Genomic DNA, 16654 nt, shown 5'->3' with positions numbered 1-16654 from the left:
GCTCTTCAGGTGCGTTATCAATATCCGCGTAATCTTTGAATTCGCCGCCAGACGCTTCACCCAGTACTTTAGTCAGCGCCGCTGTCAAAGTGGTTTTACCATGGTCAACGTGACCAATGGTGCCCACATTGACGTGGGGCTTCGAGCGTTCAAATTTTTCTTTAGACATGACCAGTCTCCCCGCCAGTAATTTTTTAATGAGTCAAAAAATCAAAACAGGCAGGAAACACCTGCCTAAACAAATACACATTTTTATGGAGCCCGCAATCAGGATTGAACTGATGACCTCATCCTTACCATGGATGCGCTCTACCAACTGAGCTATGCGGGCCAAATTCTTTAATACTGCTTCCAAGCAAAAAATGGAGCGGGTGATGGGAATCGAACCCACGTAGTCAGCTTGGAAGGCTGGAGTTCTACCATTGAACTACACCCGCTAAACAGTAAACTCGCAATTAAATGGTGGAGGGGGGAGGATTCGAACCTCCGAAGGCGGAGCCGTCAGATTTACAGTCTGATCCCTTTGGCCACTCGGGAACCCCTCCACTAAAAGAAGTGGCATTTTCCGGAAAAGCCCGGTCAATGTCAACACTTAAAATCAGGCAATGTAAGCGCGGCCGGATAAATCGATCGACTGAAGCGGGTTTCAGCCGCCGTCACTGCAGTGCCAAACCCAACATAGTATACTAAGCGCACGCTTATTTCACGTTTAAATTTCACAGGAGCATTCTATGGAGCAGTACCGTGGTACGACGATTCTTTCCTATCGTCGAAACGGTCAGGTTGTGATCGGTGGCGATGGCCAGGTCAGCCTGGGTAACACCATTATGAAAGGTAATGCCCGCAAGGTCCGCCGCCTTTATCACGGCAAGGTCATTGCCGGTTTTGCCGGCGGCACCGCCGATGCCTTTACTTTATTTGAGCGCTTTGAAGGTCAACTGGAAAAGCATCAGGGCAACCTGACCCGCAGCGCACTGGAACTGGCCAAAGACTGGCGCACTGACCGAATGATGCGTCGTCTGGAAGCGCTTCTGGCCGTGGCTGATGCTGAAGCGTCACTGATTATCTCCGGTAATGGTGATGTGATTGAACCTGAACAGGGCCTGATTTCTATCGGTTCCGGTGGCCCCTTTGCCCAGGCGGCAGCGACGGCGCTGGCTAACAATACCGACTTGTCTGCCCGCGAGATTGTCGAGAAAGGCTTGAATATTGCCGCAGACATCTGCATCTATACCAATCACAACCTGACAATCGAAACGCTGGATTCAAACAAATAAATGAGTATTCACTTCACCCCAAAACAGATCGTCCACGAACTGGATAAACGCATCATCGGCCAGCAGGCCGCCAAAAAAGCCGTGGCTATTGCGCTTCGCAATCGCTGGCGTCGAAAAGAACTGGATGATGACCTGCAGCAGGAAGTGACGCCTAAGAACATCCTGATGATTGGTCCCACCGGTGTTGGTAAAACCGAAATAGCGCGCCGCCTGGCTGCGTTAGCGGAAGCGCCGTTCATCAAGGTGGAAGCCACCAAGTTTACTGAGGTGGGTTATGTCGGCCGTGATGTCGAGTCGATTATTCGTGATCTCGCCGAAACTGCCATGAAACTGCTGCGCGAAAAAGCCATTCAGTCAGTCAAAGGTAAGGCCGAAGATGCCGCCGAGGAACGTATTCTCGATGCCCTGTTGCGCCCGGCCCGTGATGTGGAAACAGAAGATGAATCCACCACCCGCCAGCGCTTTCGCAAAATGCTGCGCGAAGGCAAATTGGATGACCGCGAAGTCGAGCTGGAGCTGGAATCGCCCAATGTCGGCGTCGAAATCATGTCACCGCCGGGCATGGAAGAAATGACCAACCAGTTGCAGGATATGTTTCAGAACATGGGCAACCAGCGTAAAAGCACGCGCAAACTGGTCGTCAAAAAAGCTATGCGCCTGTTGGCCGAAGAGGAGGCAATGAAGCTCATCAATGAAGAAGAGCTCAAAGCCGAAGTACTGGATAATGTCGAACAGAACGGCATTGTCTTTCTCGATGAGATCGACAAGATCACCGGCCGTGGTGACGGCGGCGGTAGTGCTGATGTCTCGCGTGCAGGTGTCCAGCGCGACCTGTTGCCTTTGGTTGAGGGCAGTACGGTGCAAACCAAGTACGGCATGATCAAGACTGATCACATTCTGTTTATTGCATCCGGGGCTTTCCACCTCAGCAAACCGTCGGACCTGATCCCGGAACTGCAGGGCCGGTTGCCTATCCGGGTCGAACTCGATGCGCTGACCAGCCAGGATTTTGTCCGCATTCTGACCGAACCGGATGCTTCGCTGACCGAGCAGTACACTGCCCTGCTCGCCACCGAAGGCGTGGAGTTGACCTTCAGTGAAGATGGCATTGAACGGCTGGCCGAACTGGCCTGGCAGGTCAATGAAAAAACCGAAAATATCGGCGCCCGCCGCCTGCATACGCTGATGGAAAAACTGCTGGAAGATATTTCCTACAACGCCGGCAGTGAACTGAGCTTCAAAGTCACGGTCGATAAAGCCTATGTTGACCAGCAACTGGGCGATCTGGCGCAGGACGAAGATCTGTCACGTTACATTCTCTAGGAGCCGTCATGGCTGAAACACCATTGCCAAGCGACATTACGCTGCACAAAAAATCGAAAACCCTGGAGCTGGTCTACGGCGAGCAGTCTTATCGGCTCAGCGCCGAGTACCTTCGGGTTTATTCGCCCTCTGCCGAAGTCCGCGGCCACGGCCCCGGTCAGGAAGTTTTACAGACCGGCAAGGAAAATGTGGGTATCGACCAGATAGAACCGGTCGGCCACTACGCCATTAAAATCTACTTTGATGACGGCCATGACAGTGGCTTGTTTTCATGGGATTATCTTTACGATATGGCCATCAACCAGAATGCGTTGTGGCAGGATTATCTGGACCGGCTCAACGAGGCCGGTTATCAGCGGCAAGCCCATTAGGACAGCTATGGAACAAAAAGACACCACGCATTTCGGTTACCGGGAAGTGCCCGTTGCGGACAAGGCCCGGCATGTGGCTGAAGTGTTTCACTCGGTCGCCGGTAAATATGATCTGATGAACGACCTGATGTCGATGGGCATTCACCGTTTGTGGAAATGGTTTACCGTCAACAACAGTGGTGTCCGCCGCGGCGGCAAAGTCCTGGACATTGCCGGCGGCACCGGCGATCTGACACGCAAATTTTCGCAACTGGTGGGCGACAGCGGCAAAGTCGTGCTCGCTGATATTAATGCTTCTATGCTCAATGTCGGTCGTGACCGGCTGACTGATGATGGCGTGGTGGGTAATATCGAGTTTGTGCAGGCCAACGCCGAGGCCCTGCCCTTCCCCGATAACAGTTTTGACTGTATCACCATCGCTTTCGGCCTGCGCAATGTCACTGACAAGGACAAAGCACTGGCTTCGATGTATCGGGTACTTAAACCCGGCGGTCAGCTGATGGTGCTGGAGTTTTCCAAACCGGCCGACTGGCTGGCCAAAACCTACGACGCCTACTCTTTTCACCTGCTGCCTAAAATCGGTAAAGCGATTACCGGCGATGAAGACAGCTATCGCTACTTGGCGGAATCGATTCGCATGCACCCGGATCAGGACACCCTGAAACAAATGATGGCGGATGTCGGCTTTGAACGCTGTGACTATCACAATATGACCGCCGGCATTGTTGCCCTGCATCGTGGATATAAATTCTGATCATGGCTTCAGCTCTGCTTAAACCGCTGGAACAGGCGCTTAATTTCGCTCTCAAGCAGGATCCGGAAACACTGGAAAAACTCCAGGCCTTTAACCAGCGCACTATCGTAGTCAATATCACTGACCTGCATCAGTACGTGCATATTCATTTCCAGCAACAGCGACTGGAGCTGAGCCACAACGACGATGAAGGCGCTGATTTGCTGATTGCGGGCAGCGGCTTTTCCCTGCTCAAACTTGGCGAGCATCCCGATAACCTGTTTTCTTCCGAGATCCGCATTCACGGTGATGTGCAATTTGCCAAGCAATTGCAGGATGTGCTCGATGGTTTCGACTTTGACTGGGAGCAACAACTGGCCCGGCTGACCGGTGATGTGATTGCCCAGCCGCTGGCTTATGGACTCAAGCAAGGTTTTGGCTGGCTGCGCGAGAGCAGTCAATCCCTGCAATGGTCGCTGTCAGAATACCTGCGTGAAGAAGCACAAATATTGCCGGATAAAATTCAGATTGAAGACTATATGCAGGCCGTGGATAAGCTCCGCGCTGACTTCGATCGGCTGGAAGCCCGGCTAAAGCGACTGCAAACCCAACCTGATCAGCCCAAGGAGCCCTGAATGAAGGCCAGTCAGTTCACCCGACTGATACAAATCAACCATGTTCTGGCCAAGCACCGGCTCGATGAGGTGATCAAAGCGATCCACCTGCTCAGGCCGCTGCGCTATCTCAGTTTCCTGTCGCCCAACCGCTGGCGTCGCAGCTCCGATCTGCCACGCGGCGAACGGCTGCGACTGGCATTGCAGGATCTTGGCCCTATTTTCGTCAAGTTCGGTCAGGTTCTGTCGACCCGGCGTGACCTGCTGCCGCCCGATGTCGCTGACTCGCTGGCCAAACTACAGGACCAGGTCGCGCCCTTTCCGGCCGAGCAGGCCCGCGAACTCATCGAGCAGGCTTTTGACGAGCCACTGGATACCCTGTTTGCCCATATCGAACCTGAACCCATGGCCTCGGCCTCGATTGCCCAGGTTCATGCCGCGCAGCTTGTTTCCGGTGAACAGGTCGTTATCAAACTGGTGCGTCCCGGTATTGAGCCTTTGATTCGCCGCGACGTCGATCTGCTTTATACCCTGGCCGCCTTTGCCGAGCGTTACTGGTCGGAAGGTAAACGGCTGCGGCCACGGGAAATTGTCGCCGAGCTGGAAAAGAACCTGTTTGACGAACTGGATATGCTGCGCGAAGCCTCGTCTGCCTCACAACTGCAGCGTAATTTCGAAGGCACCAAGCTGCTCTACGTGCCCAAGGTTTACTGGAACCTGACCCGCACAAACCTGCTGGTGCAAGAACGTATTTATGGCATGCCCATCAGCGATGTGAATGGGCTCAAAGCCAAAGGCGTCAATATGGCGCGGCTGGCGGAAATTGGCGTCGAGATTTTCTTTACCCAGGTTTTTCGCCACAGTTTCTTCCACGCCGATATGCACCCCGGCAACATCATGGTGGATATCAATGATCCGGAAAATCCGCGCTACATCGCCGTCGATTTCGGCATTATGGGCACGCTCTCGCCGGATGATCAGCGTTATCTGGCAGAAAACTTCCTGGCCTTTTTCAACCACGATTATCACCGCGTCGCCGAACTGCACATCCAGTCGGGCTGGGTGCCGGCCGATACCCGGCTGGATGAGTTTGAAGCTGCTATCCGCAGCGTCTGTGAGCCGATTTTTGCCCGCCCATTGAAAGATATTTCCTTTGGTCAACTGCTATTAAGACTGTTCCAGACTGCACGTCGCTTCAATATGGAAGTGCAGCCACAACTGGTGCTGTTGCAGAAAACCCTGCTTAATATCGAAGGACTGGGTCGCGAACTGTATCCGGATCTGGACTTGTGGGAGAGCGCCAAACCCATTCTGGAACGCTGGATGAAGGACAAGCTGGGTTGGAAAGCCGCCGTCAAGACCCTGCAGCAGGAAGCCCCGCACTGGGCTGAAACCCTGCCGCAAATGCCGCGCATGCTGCACGATCTGAGTAAAAAAGCCCAGGAAGGCAAATTGCACGTCAACCTGTCATCCAAAGATATGGATAAGCTGCGACGCGAAATCCGTGAGTCCAGTTACCGTACTGCTGCTGCCACCAGTGGCGCCGCCTTTGTGGTCGGTGCTGCCGTCATTAAAGGTCTGGATGGCTACGCACCGACCATGCTGGGTGGCCTGCCCATCCTCAGCTGGCTGCTGGGGATCTGGGGTGTGATGCTGCTCTACTTCAGTCTTAGCAACCGAAATTAACCGTCATGTTTAGATTAATTGCAATCATTCTGGGCATTATTCTGCTCGGCACACTGGGTATTGGCATTCTGATCCTGGGCGTTGTAGGCGCACTGATTGGGCTGATTTATGCCGCCATCACAGGCCGGATGCCCCAGTTCAACTTCAGCCTCAACCCGCTTAAAGCCCAGCAACGCCAAGCCGTGTTTCTGGAAACGGTATTTGTGTTGATGGGCAAACTGGCCAAGGCTGATGGCCGTATTTCACAGGTCGAAATCGATCATGTGGAAGCCTTTATCCAGAAAATGGGCATGTCGGCCGAACATCGTCAGGAAGCGATTCGCCAATTCAAGCGTGGTGCGGATCCCGAATTTGAGATCAATGCCACGTTGGATCACTTCATGAAAAACTGTGGCTCCAGCTTCAACCTGCGTCAGGTGCTGCTGGTTTACCTCACGGTGATGGCGCTGGCCGATGGCAAACTAGACCCGGCCGAGCGCCAGATCCTGGAACAGATTGCCCGTCACCTCGGCTTCAACCAAGCTGAGTTCAACCGTATTCTGGAAATGGTGTTAAGCCAGGCGCACTTCTCCAGTGGGCAACAGCAATACCGCCAGGCCGGAGCCAGTAGTGCCAGCCAGCTGGATGATGCCTACAAAGCACTGGGCGTTAGCAAAGACGCTTCCAATCAGGAAATCAAACGCGCATATCGCAAGCTGATGAGCCAGTATCACCCGGACAAGCTAATGGGTCAGGGTGTGCCGGAAGATATGATTGCGGTGGCCACTGAGCAGGCTAAAGAGATCCAAGTCGCTTATGACTTGATTAAGAAGCATCGGGATATCTAAATAACCCCATACAAAGGCGTTTTTCAGGCAGTGCTGGTTTTCTGAGCTGACTGAATCTGGCCTGACTATTTCGCCTTTGTGGCGAGTCAGGGAAATGCTTGCCCATTTCCCTAACAACCCTAGGGCACCCTACTGTGCTGGCCTGCGGCTCCACTGCGTTGCTCGGCTTATCTGGGGATTGGCCAAAACTCGCTACGCTCAGACACTGCCCAATCCTTATCCAGATAAGCCTGTGCTACTCATCAGCACAAAAGGGGATCCTTGGTGTTCGCCGCCCATTATGATCTGGTCACCCTCTCCCTTGATGGGAGAGGGCTGGGGTGAGGGTGTCACCGCCCTGTGCGCAGCCGAGCATCCCAAATCAGTTTGGATTAAACACGACGAGTGTCTGAGCGCAGCGAGTTTTCGTCGTGTTCCAAACTGATTGAGAAGCGCAGGGAACCCGCAGGGCAAGCAGTGGGCTGCCCTTTTGTTTGGTTAGTTTATTTTGGGCAAGCAAAATAAATGAACGCCCCGCGGCAGCGTCCCAGCTTGGATAGAGAGCATTCGGGCTTAAAACTTGAACCAGAGTTACAAATAACTTAATTGCAGGCTGATTGAGAAAGCCCCTGCGGCGGCAGTATCAGAACAACCCGGTGATCTGCCCCTTATCATCAATATCAATCCGCTCCGCCGCCGGCTTTTTCGGCAAACCCGGCATGGTCATCACATCCCCGCAAAGCACCACCAAGAACCCCGCCCCATGCGATAAGCGGACATCACGCACGGTCAGCGTATGACCCTCAGCAGCTCCACGCAGATTGGCATCACTGCTGAAGGAGTAAGGAGTTTTAGCCATGCACACTGGAATGTCACCATACTGTTCGCTGAGCTTGGCGATTTTATTGATGATTTTATTATCGGCCACCACATCGGCTGCGCCATAAAGGCGTTTGGCGACGGCTTCGATCTTGTCCCATAAAGGCATACTATCCGGGTAAAGCAACTGGCAAGGCTCAGCCTTTTCATCCAGCATCTCAACCACACGTCGCGCCAGTGTTTCAGCGCCGGCACCACCTTCGGCCCAGTGGCGCGCAAGTATCGCTTCAGCGCCCATCTCGGTCACGGCCGATTGAATCAAATCTATTTCCGCGTCACTGTCATTAACAAAATGATTGATCGCCACCACACAGCGCAGACCGAATTCTTTCTGCAAATTATCCAAGTGCCGCTGCAGATTTTTAAGGCCGGCTTTCAAGGCATCGAGATTTTCTTTGCCCAGTTCTTTGAGGCCCAGGCCGCCGTGATACTTAAGGGCTTTGACGGTCGCGACCACCACTGCCATATCCGGTTTGATGCCGGCCTTACGGCATTTGATATTAATAAACTTCTCGGCGCCCAGATCGGCACCAAAACCGGCCTCGGTGACTACATAATCACTCAACTTCAGCGCCATCTTGGTAGAGACAACTGAGTTACAGCCATGAGCGATATTGGCAAACGGTCCGCCATGAACAAAGGCCGGATTATTTTCCAGAGTCTGAACCAGGTTGGGTTTGAGCGCTTCCTTGAGTAAGGCCGCCATCGCACCATGTGCCTGCAATTCGTGGGCATAGCGCGGAGTGCCGTCGGTGGAATAGCCGATCAGGATGTCACCCAGCCGGGTTTTGAGTTCTTGTAGGGAATTGGACAGACAGAAAATTGCCATGACCTCGGAGGCGACCACAATATCGAAGCGGTCTTCACGCAGATAACCATTGGCAGTGCCGCCCATGCCCACCACAATATCGCGCAGTGCCCGGTCATTCATATCCACCACCCGTTGCCAGGCGATTTGACGAGCATCAAGCTGCAGCGCATTGCCATGATGTATATGGTTATCGATCATCGCTGCCAGCAGGTTGTGGGCGGCAGCAATGGCATGCAAATCACCGGTAAAGTGCAGATTGATATCTTCCATCGGCACCACCTGGGCATAACCGCCACCGGCAGCGCCACCTTTGAGACCGAAACATGGGCCCATGGAGGGTTCGCGCACACACACCAGTGATTGTTTACCAATGCGGTTCAAGGCATCGCTGAGACCGATAGTGGTGGTGGTTTTTCCTTCCCCGGCCGGGGTCGGACTGATGGCTGTGACCAGAATCAGCTTGCCATCAGGGCGGTCGGCCACCTCATCAAACACATCCAGAGACACTTTGGCTTTGTAGCGGCCATAGGGGTCAAGATGCTGTTGTGAGATGCCCAGCCTGCCTTGGGCCAGACCGGTCACTTCCTGCATGGCCGCCTGTTGTGCGATTTCGATGTCTGACATGTTTCCCCTGCGCGTTGATCTCAGTGAGCATTATACGCGAGTTATGGCTGAATTCTCACTCACCCCAGCGTGGCATCAGCATGTGTTCAATGCCAGTCTGATCCAGAATCCGCGCCACCACGAAGTCGATGATTTCATCCAACTGCGTAGGGCGGAAATAAAAACCGGGGTTAGGCGGCAAAATACAGACCCCCATGCGCGACAATTTCAGCATATTTTCCAGATGAATTGCCGAAAATGGGGCTTCCCGCGGTACCAATATCAATTTGCGGTTTTCCTTGAGCATCACATCGGCGGCGCGGTTAATCAGATTATCACTCTGCCCAACGGCAATCGATGACAGGGTGCCCATAGTGCAGGGACAAACAATCATGGTCGGCACACGGTGCGAGCCACTGGCCAGCGGCGCTGACCACTGTTGCTCACCGTAAACACGGATTTGATCGCGCTCACAGCTGTATTGCTCAGCCAGCATGGTCTGGATATCACCGGCACGGGCTGGCAGCTTCCAGTCCAGTTCATCGGACAGGACTATTCGACCGGCCGCAGAGACCATCAGGTGAACGGTGATATTGCTGGCCAGCAGCACCTCCAGCAAACGCTGGGCATAAGGCGCACCCGAGGCACCGGTAATGGCTAAAGCAACTTGTTTGTTATCCGTCATGATGCTTGCAGGGCCTCCAGAATTTTCTGATGTATGCCGCCAAACCCGCCATTGCTCATCACCAGGATTTCATCGCCCTGTCCTGACTCTTTCTGTAGCGCAGTGACGATAGCATCCACCGAGTCATGCACACTGACATGGTCGCCCAGGGTTTCGATAACCTGCTTCAGCGACCACTTAAGGCCACTGTCCTGCAATAACAAGACACGGTCAGCCTGAATTAAAGATTGTGCCAGTGAGTCCTGATGCACACCCATTTTCATGGTATTAGACCGTGGCTCCAGCACTGCCACCAGTTTACGGTTGCCGATCTTTGCCCGCAGCCCGGCAATGGTAGTCGCAATCGCGGTCGGGTGATGGGCAAAATCATCGTAGACGCGGATCTGGTTCACTTCACCACGCAGCTCCAGCCGGCGTTTAACGCCGCTGAATTCGGACAGCGCCCGGCAGGCATGCTCGATAGTGACCCCGACATGGCGGGCCGCCGCAATGGCAGCCAGCGCATTACTGACATTGTGCTGTCCCAGCAAAGACCAGGTGACCGTCGATTTATGCCCTTCAAAGCTGACTTCAAATTCGCTGCCATCCTTGTTCAACAGATTGCTGCGCCAGCCACTGACATCACCCAGCAATTGCCGCGGCGTCCAGCAGCCCATTTCAAACACCTGCTCAATCGCTTTTTCCTGGGGTGAGGCAATCAGCCCCTCTGAGGGAATCGTTCTCACCAGGTGATGAAACTGTTTTTGAATGGCTGCCAGATCATCAAAGATATCGGCATGATCAAATTCCAGATTATTAATGATCAGCGTCCGTGGCTGGTAATGCACAAACTTGGAGCGCTTATCGAAAAAAGCCGTATCGTATTCATCGGCCTCGATCACAAAAAACGGGGTATCGCCAAGGCGGGCGGTCTCGCCGAAATTACCCGGTACACCGCCAATCAGAAAACCGGGAGACATGCCCGCATGTTCCAGGATCCAGGCCAGCATGCTACTGGTCGTGGTTTTGCCATGCGTCCCTGACACGCCCAGCACCCAGCGGCCGCGTAGCACATTTTCCGCCAGCCATTGCGGGCCCGAGACATAAGGCAGGCCTTTATTCAATACATACTCTACTGCCGGGTTACCACGGGTCATGGCATTGCCCATGACCACCAGATCCGGTGCCGGATCCAGCTGCCTGGGATCGTAGCCCTCGGACACAGCGATACCGGCAGCAGCCAGTTGGTCGCTCATCGGCGGATAAACATTGGCATCACTGCCGGACACGGTCATGCCCAGCTCTCTTGCCAGCAATGCCATACCGCCCATAAATGTGCCGCATATGCCCAGAATATGAATGTGCATCAATGTTCCCCAGAGAATGAAAAAGCCTGTTCAGCCAATCGATTCAGGTCCAGTCGCCATGCCCGAAATAGTAAGCCCCACCACAACCACAGACAAAATGGTATAGGCCACTGTGGCGATCGCCGCCATACCGGGACGAATTTCCAGCGCATGACGGAAAATATGGGCGGTAATAAACAGGCTCCAGAACATCAGCACCAGCACCATCAGCAGCACCAGACTGGTTAGCTGACCCTGCGCTTCTACCTGACGATAAAGCCAGAAAATGGGGAGCCCCACCAATCCCATAATGGCACCTGTACCCGCCATCGCAGTCGCCGTTTGCAGAAAACGGCCATGCAGACGACGCAGATACAGCAACAACCCGCACACTGCCAGCAACAGCAGGGTATCACTGAGACTGGCGGCCAGGCTGGTCAGCCAGTCATGGTCAATATGACTGACGACTGCCCCGATGCCGAAATAAATCAGGCACACCAGTTTGAGAAACCAGTGTGAAGACGGCAAGTCCGCCGGCCCAGCCTTGAACAGGCAGATCTGGAAAAAGCGCTGCAGTAAAATCATGACAGGCATCATACCCCGTCGTCTGCAGGCGGACAAAAACTTTCATCACGGATTGCCTTGAATACCTCTACCCGCTGCAAAGCACTTTGTCAGTGAAATAACAAAAACCAGGAATTTGCTGTTCTCACTCAAGTCAGCGTATCTGCGGCCGATATCCAGAGTAATGAAATGGATCAATGACTATGACCGATAAAGCCCTGGAAATTGAAATGCGACTGGCGCTGGAGGCTGCAGAGGAGCTATTGACGCAGATCAGCTACCAAAGTGACTTTAAAGATGTACGCATTTTAAGCGTCGAAACTGTTGAAGAAGCCGGTCAGCGGGAGCAGGCGGAAAGCAGCGCCAATGTGGTCACCCTCGAGTCACGGCGCAAGGCTTCAGCAAGCACCGCCATCAGCAAAGCGCTGAGATTCAGCGATCAGTCCTATCACTCATAAAAAAAGCCCGCAGCAGCGGGCTTTTTATCACTTGTTTATCAAGTTCAGACCTGACTACCGTCGGCATTGACGTTTTCATCATCCTCTTTCACCGGCGGCAACAAGTCCTCCTTGCTGACCCCCATCGCCAGGATGGTGTTACTGGCGATGTAAATCGATGAGTAGGTACCGATGATAATGCCGAACAGCAGTGCGATAGAGAAGGCATGAATCACTTCGCCCCCGAACATGAACAGGGCCAGCACCACCAGCAAGGTGGTCAAGGATGTCATCAAGGTCCGGCTCAGGGTGTCGTTCAAAGCACGATTAACAATTTCCTGTGAGGTGCCTTTACGCACTTTGAGGAAGGTTTCACGAATACGGTCGAACACCACGATGGTATCGTTGAGCGAGTAACCGATAATCGCCAGAATCGCAGCGAGTACGGTCAGGTCAAACTCAATACGGGTCAAAGAGAAAAAGCCCAGCGTGATGACCACGTCGTGGATCAAGGCCACTACCGAACCAATCGCAAAACGGTATTCAAAGCGCAGCGAGACATAAATCAGAATGCCAATCAGCGCATAAAGCATCGCCAGACCGCCCTGCTCGGTGAGTTCATCACCGACCTGGGGACCGACAAACTCGACGCGGCGCACATCGATCTCAGTCTCGTGCTTGCTCTGTAGCATTGAGACGACGTCATTACTCAACTCCGCCATATTCTGGGTTTCAATGACCGGCAGACGAATCAGCACATCATGGATGGAACCAAAGTTCTGCACCGTGGCATCAGGATAGCCACCCTCAGCCAGATCCTGGCGAAGCTTATTGAGATCAGCCTGCTCCTGATAACCCAGTTCGATCATGGTGCCGCCGGTAAAGTCGATACCAAAACTCAGCCCCTGAACAGCCAGCGAGCCCAAGGAGGCAAGTACCAGAATAATCGAAAACGCCGCTGCCAGCAGACGCTTCGACATAAAATTGATATGGGTTTCTTTACTTAAAAACTGCATGTCCGATAAATCCTAAATTGACAGCTTGGGTTTGTGCTGACGACCGTAAATCAGGTTGACCACGGCGCGGGTTCCCATAATCGCGGTAAACATCGAGGTGATAATGCCCAGTGACAAGGTCACGGCAAAGCCCTTGATGGAGCCGGTGCCGAAACCGAACAGCACAATCGCAGCAATCAGGGTGGTGATGTTGGCATCAGCAATGGTGGAAAACGCCTTGCCATAACCGACATTAATGCTGTTCTGCGGACTGTTGCCGTTACGTAACTCTTCACGTATCCGCTCAAAAATCAGCACGTTGGCATCCACCGCCATACCGACGGTCAGCACGATACCGGCAATACCCGGCAAGGTCAGCGTGGCCTGCAGCATCGACAGCAATGCCACGATGAAGACCAGGTTACTGGCCAGCGCCAGGTTGGCGACAAAGCCGAACACCCGATACCAGATCAGCATAAACACCAGTACAAAGGCGAAACCAATCATCACCGAGGCAAAGCCCTGGTCAATATTATCCTGACCCAGGCTCGGGCCCACGGTACGCTCTTCGACGATTTCAATCGGCGCTGCCAGGGCACCGGCACGCAGCAACAATGCCAAGTCACGGGCTTCGGTAGTGCTGTCGAGCCCGGTGATCTGGAATTTCTTGCTCAACTGATCACGAATAGTGGCGACGTTGATAATCTCCGGCACCTGACGGCGGACCTTGACCAGTTCACCATCAATTTCTTTGGTTTCCGATTTGGATTCGATAAACACGACCGCCATCGGATTGCCGATATTGTCGCGGGTCACATTACTGAATGCGCGGGCACCTTTACCATCCAGTGTCACCGATACCGCCGGCGAACCAGATTGGGCATCCAGTGTCGACTGAGCATTGATCACATGCTCACCGGTCAACATCACCCTTTTATTGAGCAGATAAGGCCGGCCGTCACGGTGATAGAACAGTTCGGAGTTAGCGGGAACACGGCCGTTCAGGGCATCCTGCACATCGTGTTCAAAATCGACCAGACGAAACTCCAGAGTCGCCGTTGCCCCCAGGATTTTCTTAGCCTGAGCCGTGTCCTGAACGCCGGGCAGTTGCACCACAATCCTGTTTTCACCTTGCTGCTGAACGGTAGGTTCAGCCACGCCCAGTTCATTGATCCGATTACGCAATGTAGTGATATTCTGCTGCAGCGCCAGCCGCTTGGTTTCTCGCAGCGTGGTTTCATTGAAATTCATCACCAGGGTCGGCTCGGCACTGTCCTCGGCTACGTTAATCTCAAGCTCGTTGATTTCACGGCTGATCAACTGCTCGGCAGCATCACGGTCCGCTTCGTTGCGAAACACCACTTCCAGCGTTTCAGCATCATTACGGATCTGCTTGTAGCGGATTTTTTCATCACGCAGGTTAAGGCGGATATCACTGCCATAGCTCTCCAGTGCCTGTTTGACCGCCACGACCATATCGACTTCCATCAGGAAGTGAACGCCACCGCGCAAATCCAGGCCCAGGTTCATCGGCTCAGCCCCCAGCGATGCCAGCCACTCCGGTGTAGTGGGGGCCAGGTTGAGAGCAATGATGTAATCGCCCAATAGTGTCTGGGTGAGGACTTCCTTGGCTTTCAACTGACTGTCATTGGAGGTCAGCCGAATCAAAAGCTTGTCGGCTTCCAGTTCGGCGCCTTTGTACTCAATATCGGCATCCTGAAGTGCGGTTTCAGCCTTTTCCATCAGTGCCAGGTCCACTGTGGCAGTGCGACCTGCCGAGATCTGCACCGCCGGGTCATCGCCAAAGAGATTAGGCATGGCGAACACAGCAGCAGCAATTAATACAACAAGAACCAGCAGGTTCTTCCACAGTGGATATCGGTTCATTTTGATTTCCTGATTTTTTCTAAACCGTCTTGGCTCAATGAAGACTTACAGTTTTTTCAGCGTTCCTTTAGGCAGAACAGAGCTGATTGACTCGCGGCGGACCTTAACGTCCACACCTTCGGCGATCTGCACAGTGATGGCGTTATCCGTGATTTCCAGGATCTTGCCCATGACGCCGCCATCGGTCACGACTTCATCACCTTTAGACAGCGCTGCCTGCATCGCACGGTGCTCTTTGGCACGTTTTTGCTGAGGACGGATCAGCATCACATAAAACAGCACCAGCAGGATGATAGGGAAAGCAAAATCAAGCAGGCCTGGGGAGCCAGCAGCGGCAGCCTGACCTTCAGCAGCCTGGGCAGCAGAAATGAAAAAATCCATCGTTAATCCTCAAATTCAACAATAAAAAAAGAAACCGATTATGCCACAGCAGGCAAGCACACCGATAGCACTGACAATGATCAGCCCGCCAGTGTTTCCCGCAACGCGTAAAACTCACGACGAAACTCGTGCAATTGTCCTTTTTCAATGGCATCGCGAATGCCACGCATCAAAGTCTGGTAGTAATACAGGTTGTGAATGGTATTGAGTCTGGGCCCCAGCATCTCACCGGTGCGATCCAGATGATGCAGATAGGCGCGGCTATAGTTACGGCAGGTATAGCAGTCACAATACGGATCCAGCGGACCGGTGTCGGTCTTGTAGCGGCTGTTACGGATTTTAATCACGCCCTCATGTACAAACAGATGACCATTACGGGCATTGCGGGTGGGCATCACGCAGTCAAACATATCGATGCCACGCATCACACCTTCCAGCAGATCCTCGGGTCGCCCCACCCCCATTAGGTAATGCGGTTTATCTGCCGGCAGTTTGTCGGCCAGGTGATCGAGCACTCTCACCATATCTTCTTTGGGCTCTCCCACCGACAGGCCGCCAATGGCATAACCGTCGAAACCAATCTGGGTCAGGCCCTGCAGGGATTCATCACGCAGGTGTTCATACATTCCGCCCTGCACAATGCCGAATAAAGCCGACGGGTTGTCGCCATGTGCCTGTTTGCTGCGCTCAGCCCAGCGCAATGATAGCGCCATTGAGGCTGCGGCCGTTTTTTCATCAGCCGGGTACGGCGTGCACTCGTCAAAAATCATCACGATATCGCTGCCCAGCGCGCGCTGTACCGCCATTGACTCTTCCGGCCCCATAAAGACCTTGTCGCCATTGACCGGTGAGCGGAAATGCACCCCCTCTTCGGTAATCTTACGCAGCTCATCGAGACTGAATACCTGAAACCCACCGGAGTCAGTCAGAATCGGGCCCTGCCAGCGCATAAAGTCATGCAGGTCACCATGCTGGGCAATGATGTCAGTGCCGGGCCGCAGCATCAGGTGGAAAGTATTGCCAAGGATAATCTCAGCGCCGGTGTCAGTCACATCTTCCGGTGTCATTGACTTGACCGAGCCGTAGGTCCCCACCGGCATAAACGCCGGTGTTTCCACCGTGCCCCGTTCAAAGGTCAGTCGACCGCGCCGGGCGTGTCCATCCTGCTCAAAAAGCTCAAACTTCATCGATTGATTTCCGCAAAAAACGCCGCACAGGATACCATTTTCTGTTTATCGGCAGCGAAAACCACGCATTGATAACGACGTTACGCTAAG

General features: G+C 53.5%; 17 protein-coding genes and 3 tRNA genes. 8 read left to right on the top strand and 12 right to left on the bottom strand.

Translation table 11 applies throughout. The features are described from left to right. The 4 genes from Q0X64_RS03195 to Q0X64_RS03180 form a co-directional block, all read right to left on the bottom strand. On the bottom strand, nucleotides 1-169 hold a 169-nt coding region (locus Q0X64_RS03195; protein ID WP_297808986.1), incomplete at its 3' end, for a GTP-binding protein. 86 nt (nucleotides 170-255) lie between these two features. After that, nucleotides 256-331 (bottom strand) — tRNA-Thr (locus Q0X64_RS03190). A 32-nt stretch (nucleotides 332-363) separates the two neighbouring features. Beyond that, nucleotides 364-437 (bottom strand) — tRNA-Gly (locus Q0X64_RS03185). Nucleotides 438-460: 23 nt separating this feature from the next. Beyond that, a tRNA-Tyr gene (locus Q0X64_RS03180) sits at nucleotides 461-545 on the bottom strand. Nucleotides 546-731: 186 nt separating this feature from the next. Between Q0X64_RS03180 and hslV the strand changes: the two genes are divergently transcribed. The 7 genes from hslV to djlA are packed head-to-tail and all read left to right on the top strand — an operon-like array spanning nucleotide 732 to nucleotide 6831. Next, on the top strand, nucleotides 732-1277 hold the full coding sequence (gene hslV / locus Q0X64_RS03175) for an ATP-dependent protease subunit HslV (protein ID WP_297808981.1): 546 nt from the start codon (nucleotides 732-734) through the stop codon (nucleotides 1275-1277). Further along, nucleotides 1278-2600, top strand: a complete 1323-nt coding sequence (gene hslU / locus Q0X64_RS03170) for an ATP-dependent protease ATPase subunit HslU (RefSeq protein WP_297808978.1) — start codon at nucleotides 1278-1280, stop codon at nucleotides 2598-2600. It begins immediately after the preceding gene. Between the two features lie 8 nt (nucleotides 2601-2608). Next, complete coding sequence (locus Q0X64_RS03165) at nucleotides 2609-2971, top strand: DUF971 domain-containing protein (protein ID WP_297808975.1); 363 nt, start codon at nucleotides 2609-2611, stop codon at nucleotides 2969-2971. A gap of 7 nt (nucleotides 2972-2978) precedes the next feature. Then, a complete protein-coding gene (ubiE, locus tag Q0X64_RS03160) occupies nucleotides 2979-3725 on the top strand; it encodes a bifunctional demethylmenaquinone methyltransferase/2-methoxy-6-polyprenyl-1,4-benzoquinol methylase UbiE (protein WP_297808972.1) in 747 nt (248 codons plus the stop codon). A gap of 2 nt (nucleotides 3726-3727) precedes the next feature. Continuing rightward, nucleotides 3728-4339: an SCP2 sterol-binding domain-containing protein gene (locus tag Q0X64_RS03155; protein WP_297808970.1), complete on the top strand. Its 612-nt coding sequence runs from the start codon at nucleotides 3728-3730 to the stop codon at nucleotides 4337-4339. Then, complete coding sequence (gene ubiB, locus Q0X64_RS03150; protein WP_297808968.1) at nucleotides 4340-6004, top strand: ubiquinone biosynthesis regulatory protein kinase UbiB; 1665 nt, start codon at nucleotides 4340-4342, stop codon at nucleotides 6002-6004. Between the two features lie 5 nt (nucleotides 6005-6009). Next, on the top strand, nucleotides 6010-6831 hold the full coding sequence (gene djlA / locus Q0X64_RS03145) for a co-chaperone DjlA (protein ID WP_297808966.1): 822 nt from the start codon (nucleotides 6010-6012) through the stop codon (nucleotides 6829-6831). Between the two features lie 622 nt (nucleotides 6832-7453). On the opposite strand, the gene Q0X64_RS03140 is transcribed toward djlA, so the two are convergent. The 4 genes from Q0X64_RS03140 to Q0X64_RS03125 are packed head-to-tail and all read right to left on the bottom strand — an operon-like array spanning nucleotide 7454 to nucleotide 11698. Then, entirely contained in the window at nucleotides 7454-9124 is a 1671-nt protein-coding gene (locus tag Q0X64_RS03140) for a formate--tetrahydrofolate ligase (RefSeq protein ID WP_297808963.1), read from the bottom strand. Between the two features lie 55 nt (nucleotides 9125-9179). After that, nucleotides 9180-9788 (bottom strand): flavin prenyltransferase UbiX, encoded by a 609-nt coding sequence (locus Q0X64_RS03135; RefSeq protein WP_297808960.1) that lies wholly within the window; start codon nucleotides 9786-9788, stop codon nucleotides 9180-9182. Then, a complete protein-coding gene (gene mpl / locus Q0X64_RS03130; protein ID WP_297808957.1) occupies nucleotides 9785-11134 on the bottom strand; it encodes a UDP-N-acetylmuramate:L-alanyl-gamma-D-glutamyl-meso-diaminopimelate ligase in 1350 nt (449 codons plus the stop codon). Before mpl ends, Q0X64_RS03135 begins: the two co-directional genes overlap by 4 nt. A 30-nt stretch (nucleotides 11135-11164) precedes the next feature. Next, entirely contained in the window at nucleotides 11165-11698 is a 534-nt protein-coding gene (locus Q0X64_RS03125) for a hypothetical protein (protein WP_297808954.1), read from the bottom strand. Nucleotides 11699-11880: 182 nt separating this feature from the next. Here Q0X64_RS03125 and Q0X64_RS03120 point away from each other — a divergent pair, with 182 nt between their 5' ends. Next, nucleotides 11881-12135: a hypothetical protein gene (locus tag Q0X64_RS03120; RefSeq protein WP_297808951.1), complete on the top strand. Its 255-nt coding sequence runs from the start codon at nucleotides 11881-11883 to the stop codon at nucleotides 12133-12135. A 44-nt stretch (nucleotides 12136-12179) separates the two neighbouring features. Here the strand turns inward: Q0X64_RS03120 and secF are convergent, their stop codons facing one another. From secF to tgt, 4 genes are all read right to left on the bottom strand, one after another. Beyond that, nucleotides 12180-13130, bottom strand: a complete 951-nt coding sequence (gene secF / locus Q0X64_RS03115) for a protein translocase subunit SecF (protein ID WP_297808949.1) — start codon at nucleotides 13128-13130, stop codon at nucleotides 12180-12182. Between the two features lie 12 nt (nucleotides 13131-13142). Continuing rightward, nucleotides 13143-14996: a protein translocase subunit SecD gene (secD, locus tag Q0X64_RS03110; protein ID WP_297808946.1), complete on the bottom strand. Its 1854-nt coding sequence runs from the start codon at nucleotides 14994-14996 to the stop codon at nucleotides 13143-13145. A gap of 45 nt (nucleotides 14997-15041) precedes the next feature. Further along, the gene (gene yajC, locus Q0X64_RS03105; protein ID WP_297808943.1) at nucleotides 15042-15377 is read right to left on the bottom strand and encodes a preprotein translocase subunit YajC; all 336 of its coding nucleotides are present in this window, start codon (nucleotides 15375-15377) and stop codon (nucleotides 15042-15044) included. Between the two features lie 80 nt (nucleotides 15378-15457). Continuing rightward, nucleotides 15458-16564 (bottom strand): tRNA guanosine(34) transglycosylase Tgt, encoded by a 1107-nt coding sequence (tgt, locus tag Q0X64_RS03100; protein WP_297808941.1) that lies wholly within the window; start codon nucleotides 16562-16564, stop codon nucleotides 15458-15460. Nucleotides 16565-16654 lie beyond the last annotated feature (90 nt).

This window comes from uncultured Methylophaga sp. (assembly GCF_947259025.1).
Classification (GTDB): domain Bacteria; phylum Pseudomonadota; class Gammaproteobacteria; order Nitrosococcales; family Methylophagaceae; genus Methylophaga.
This window is presented reverse-complemented; position numbering and strand designations above follow the sequence as displayed.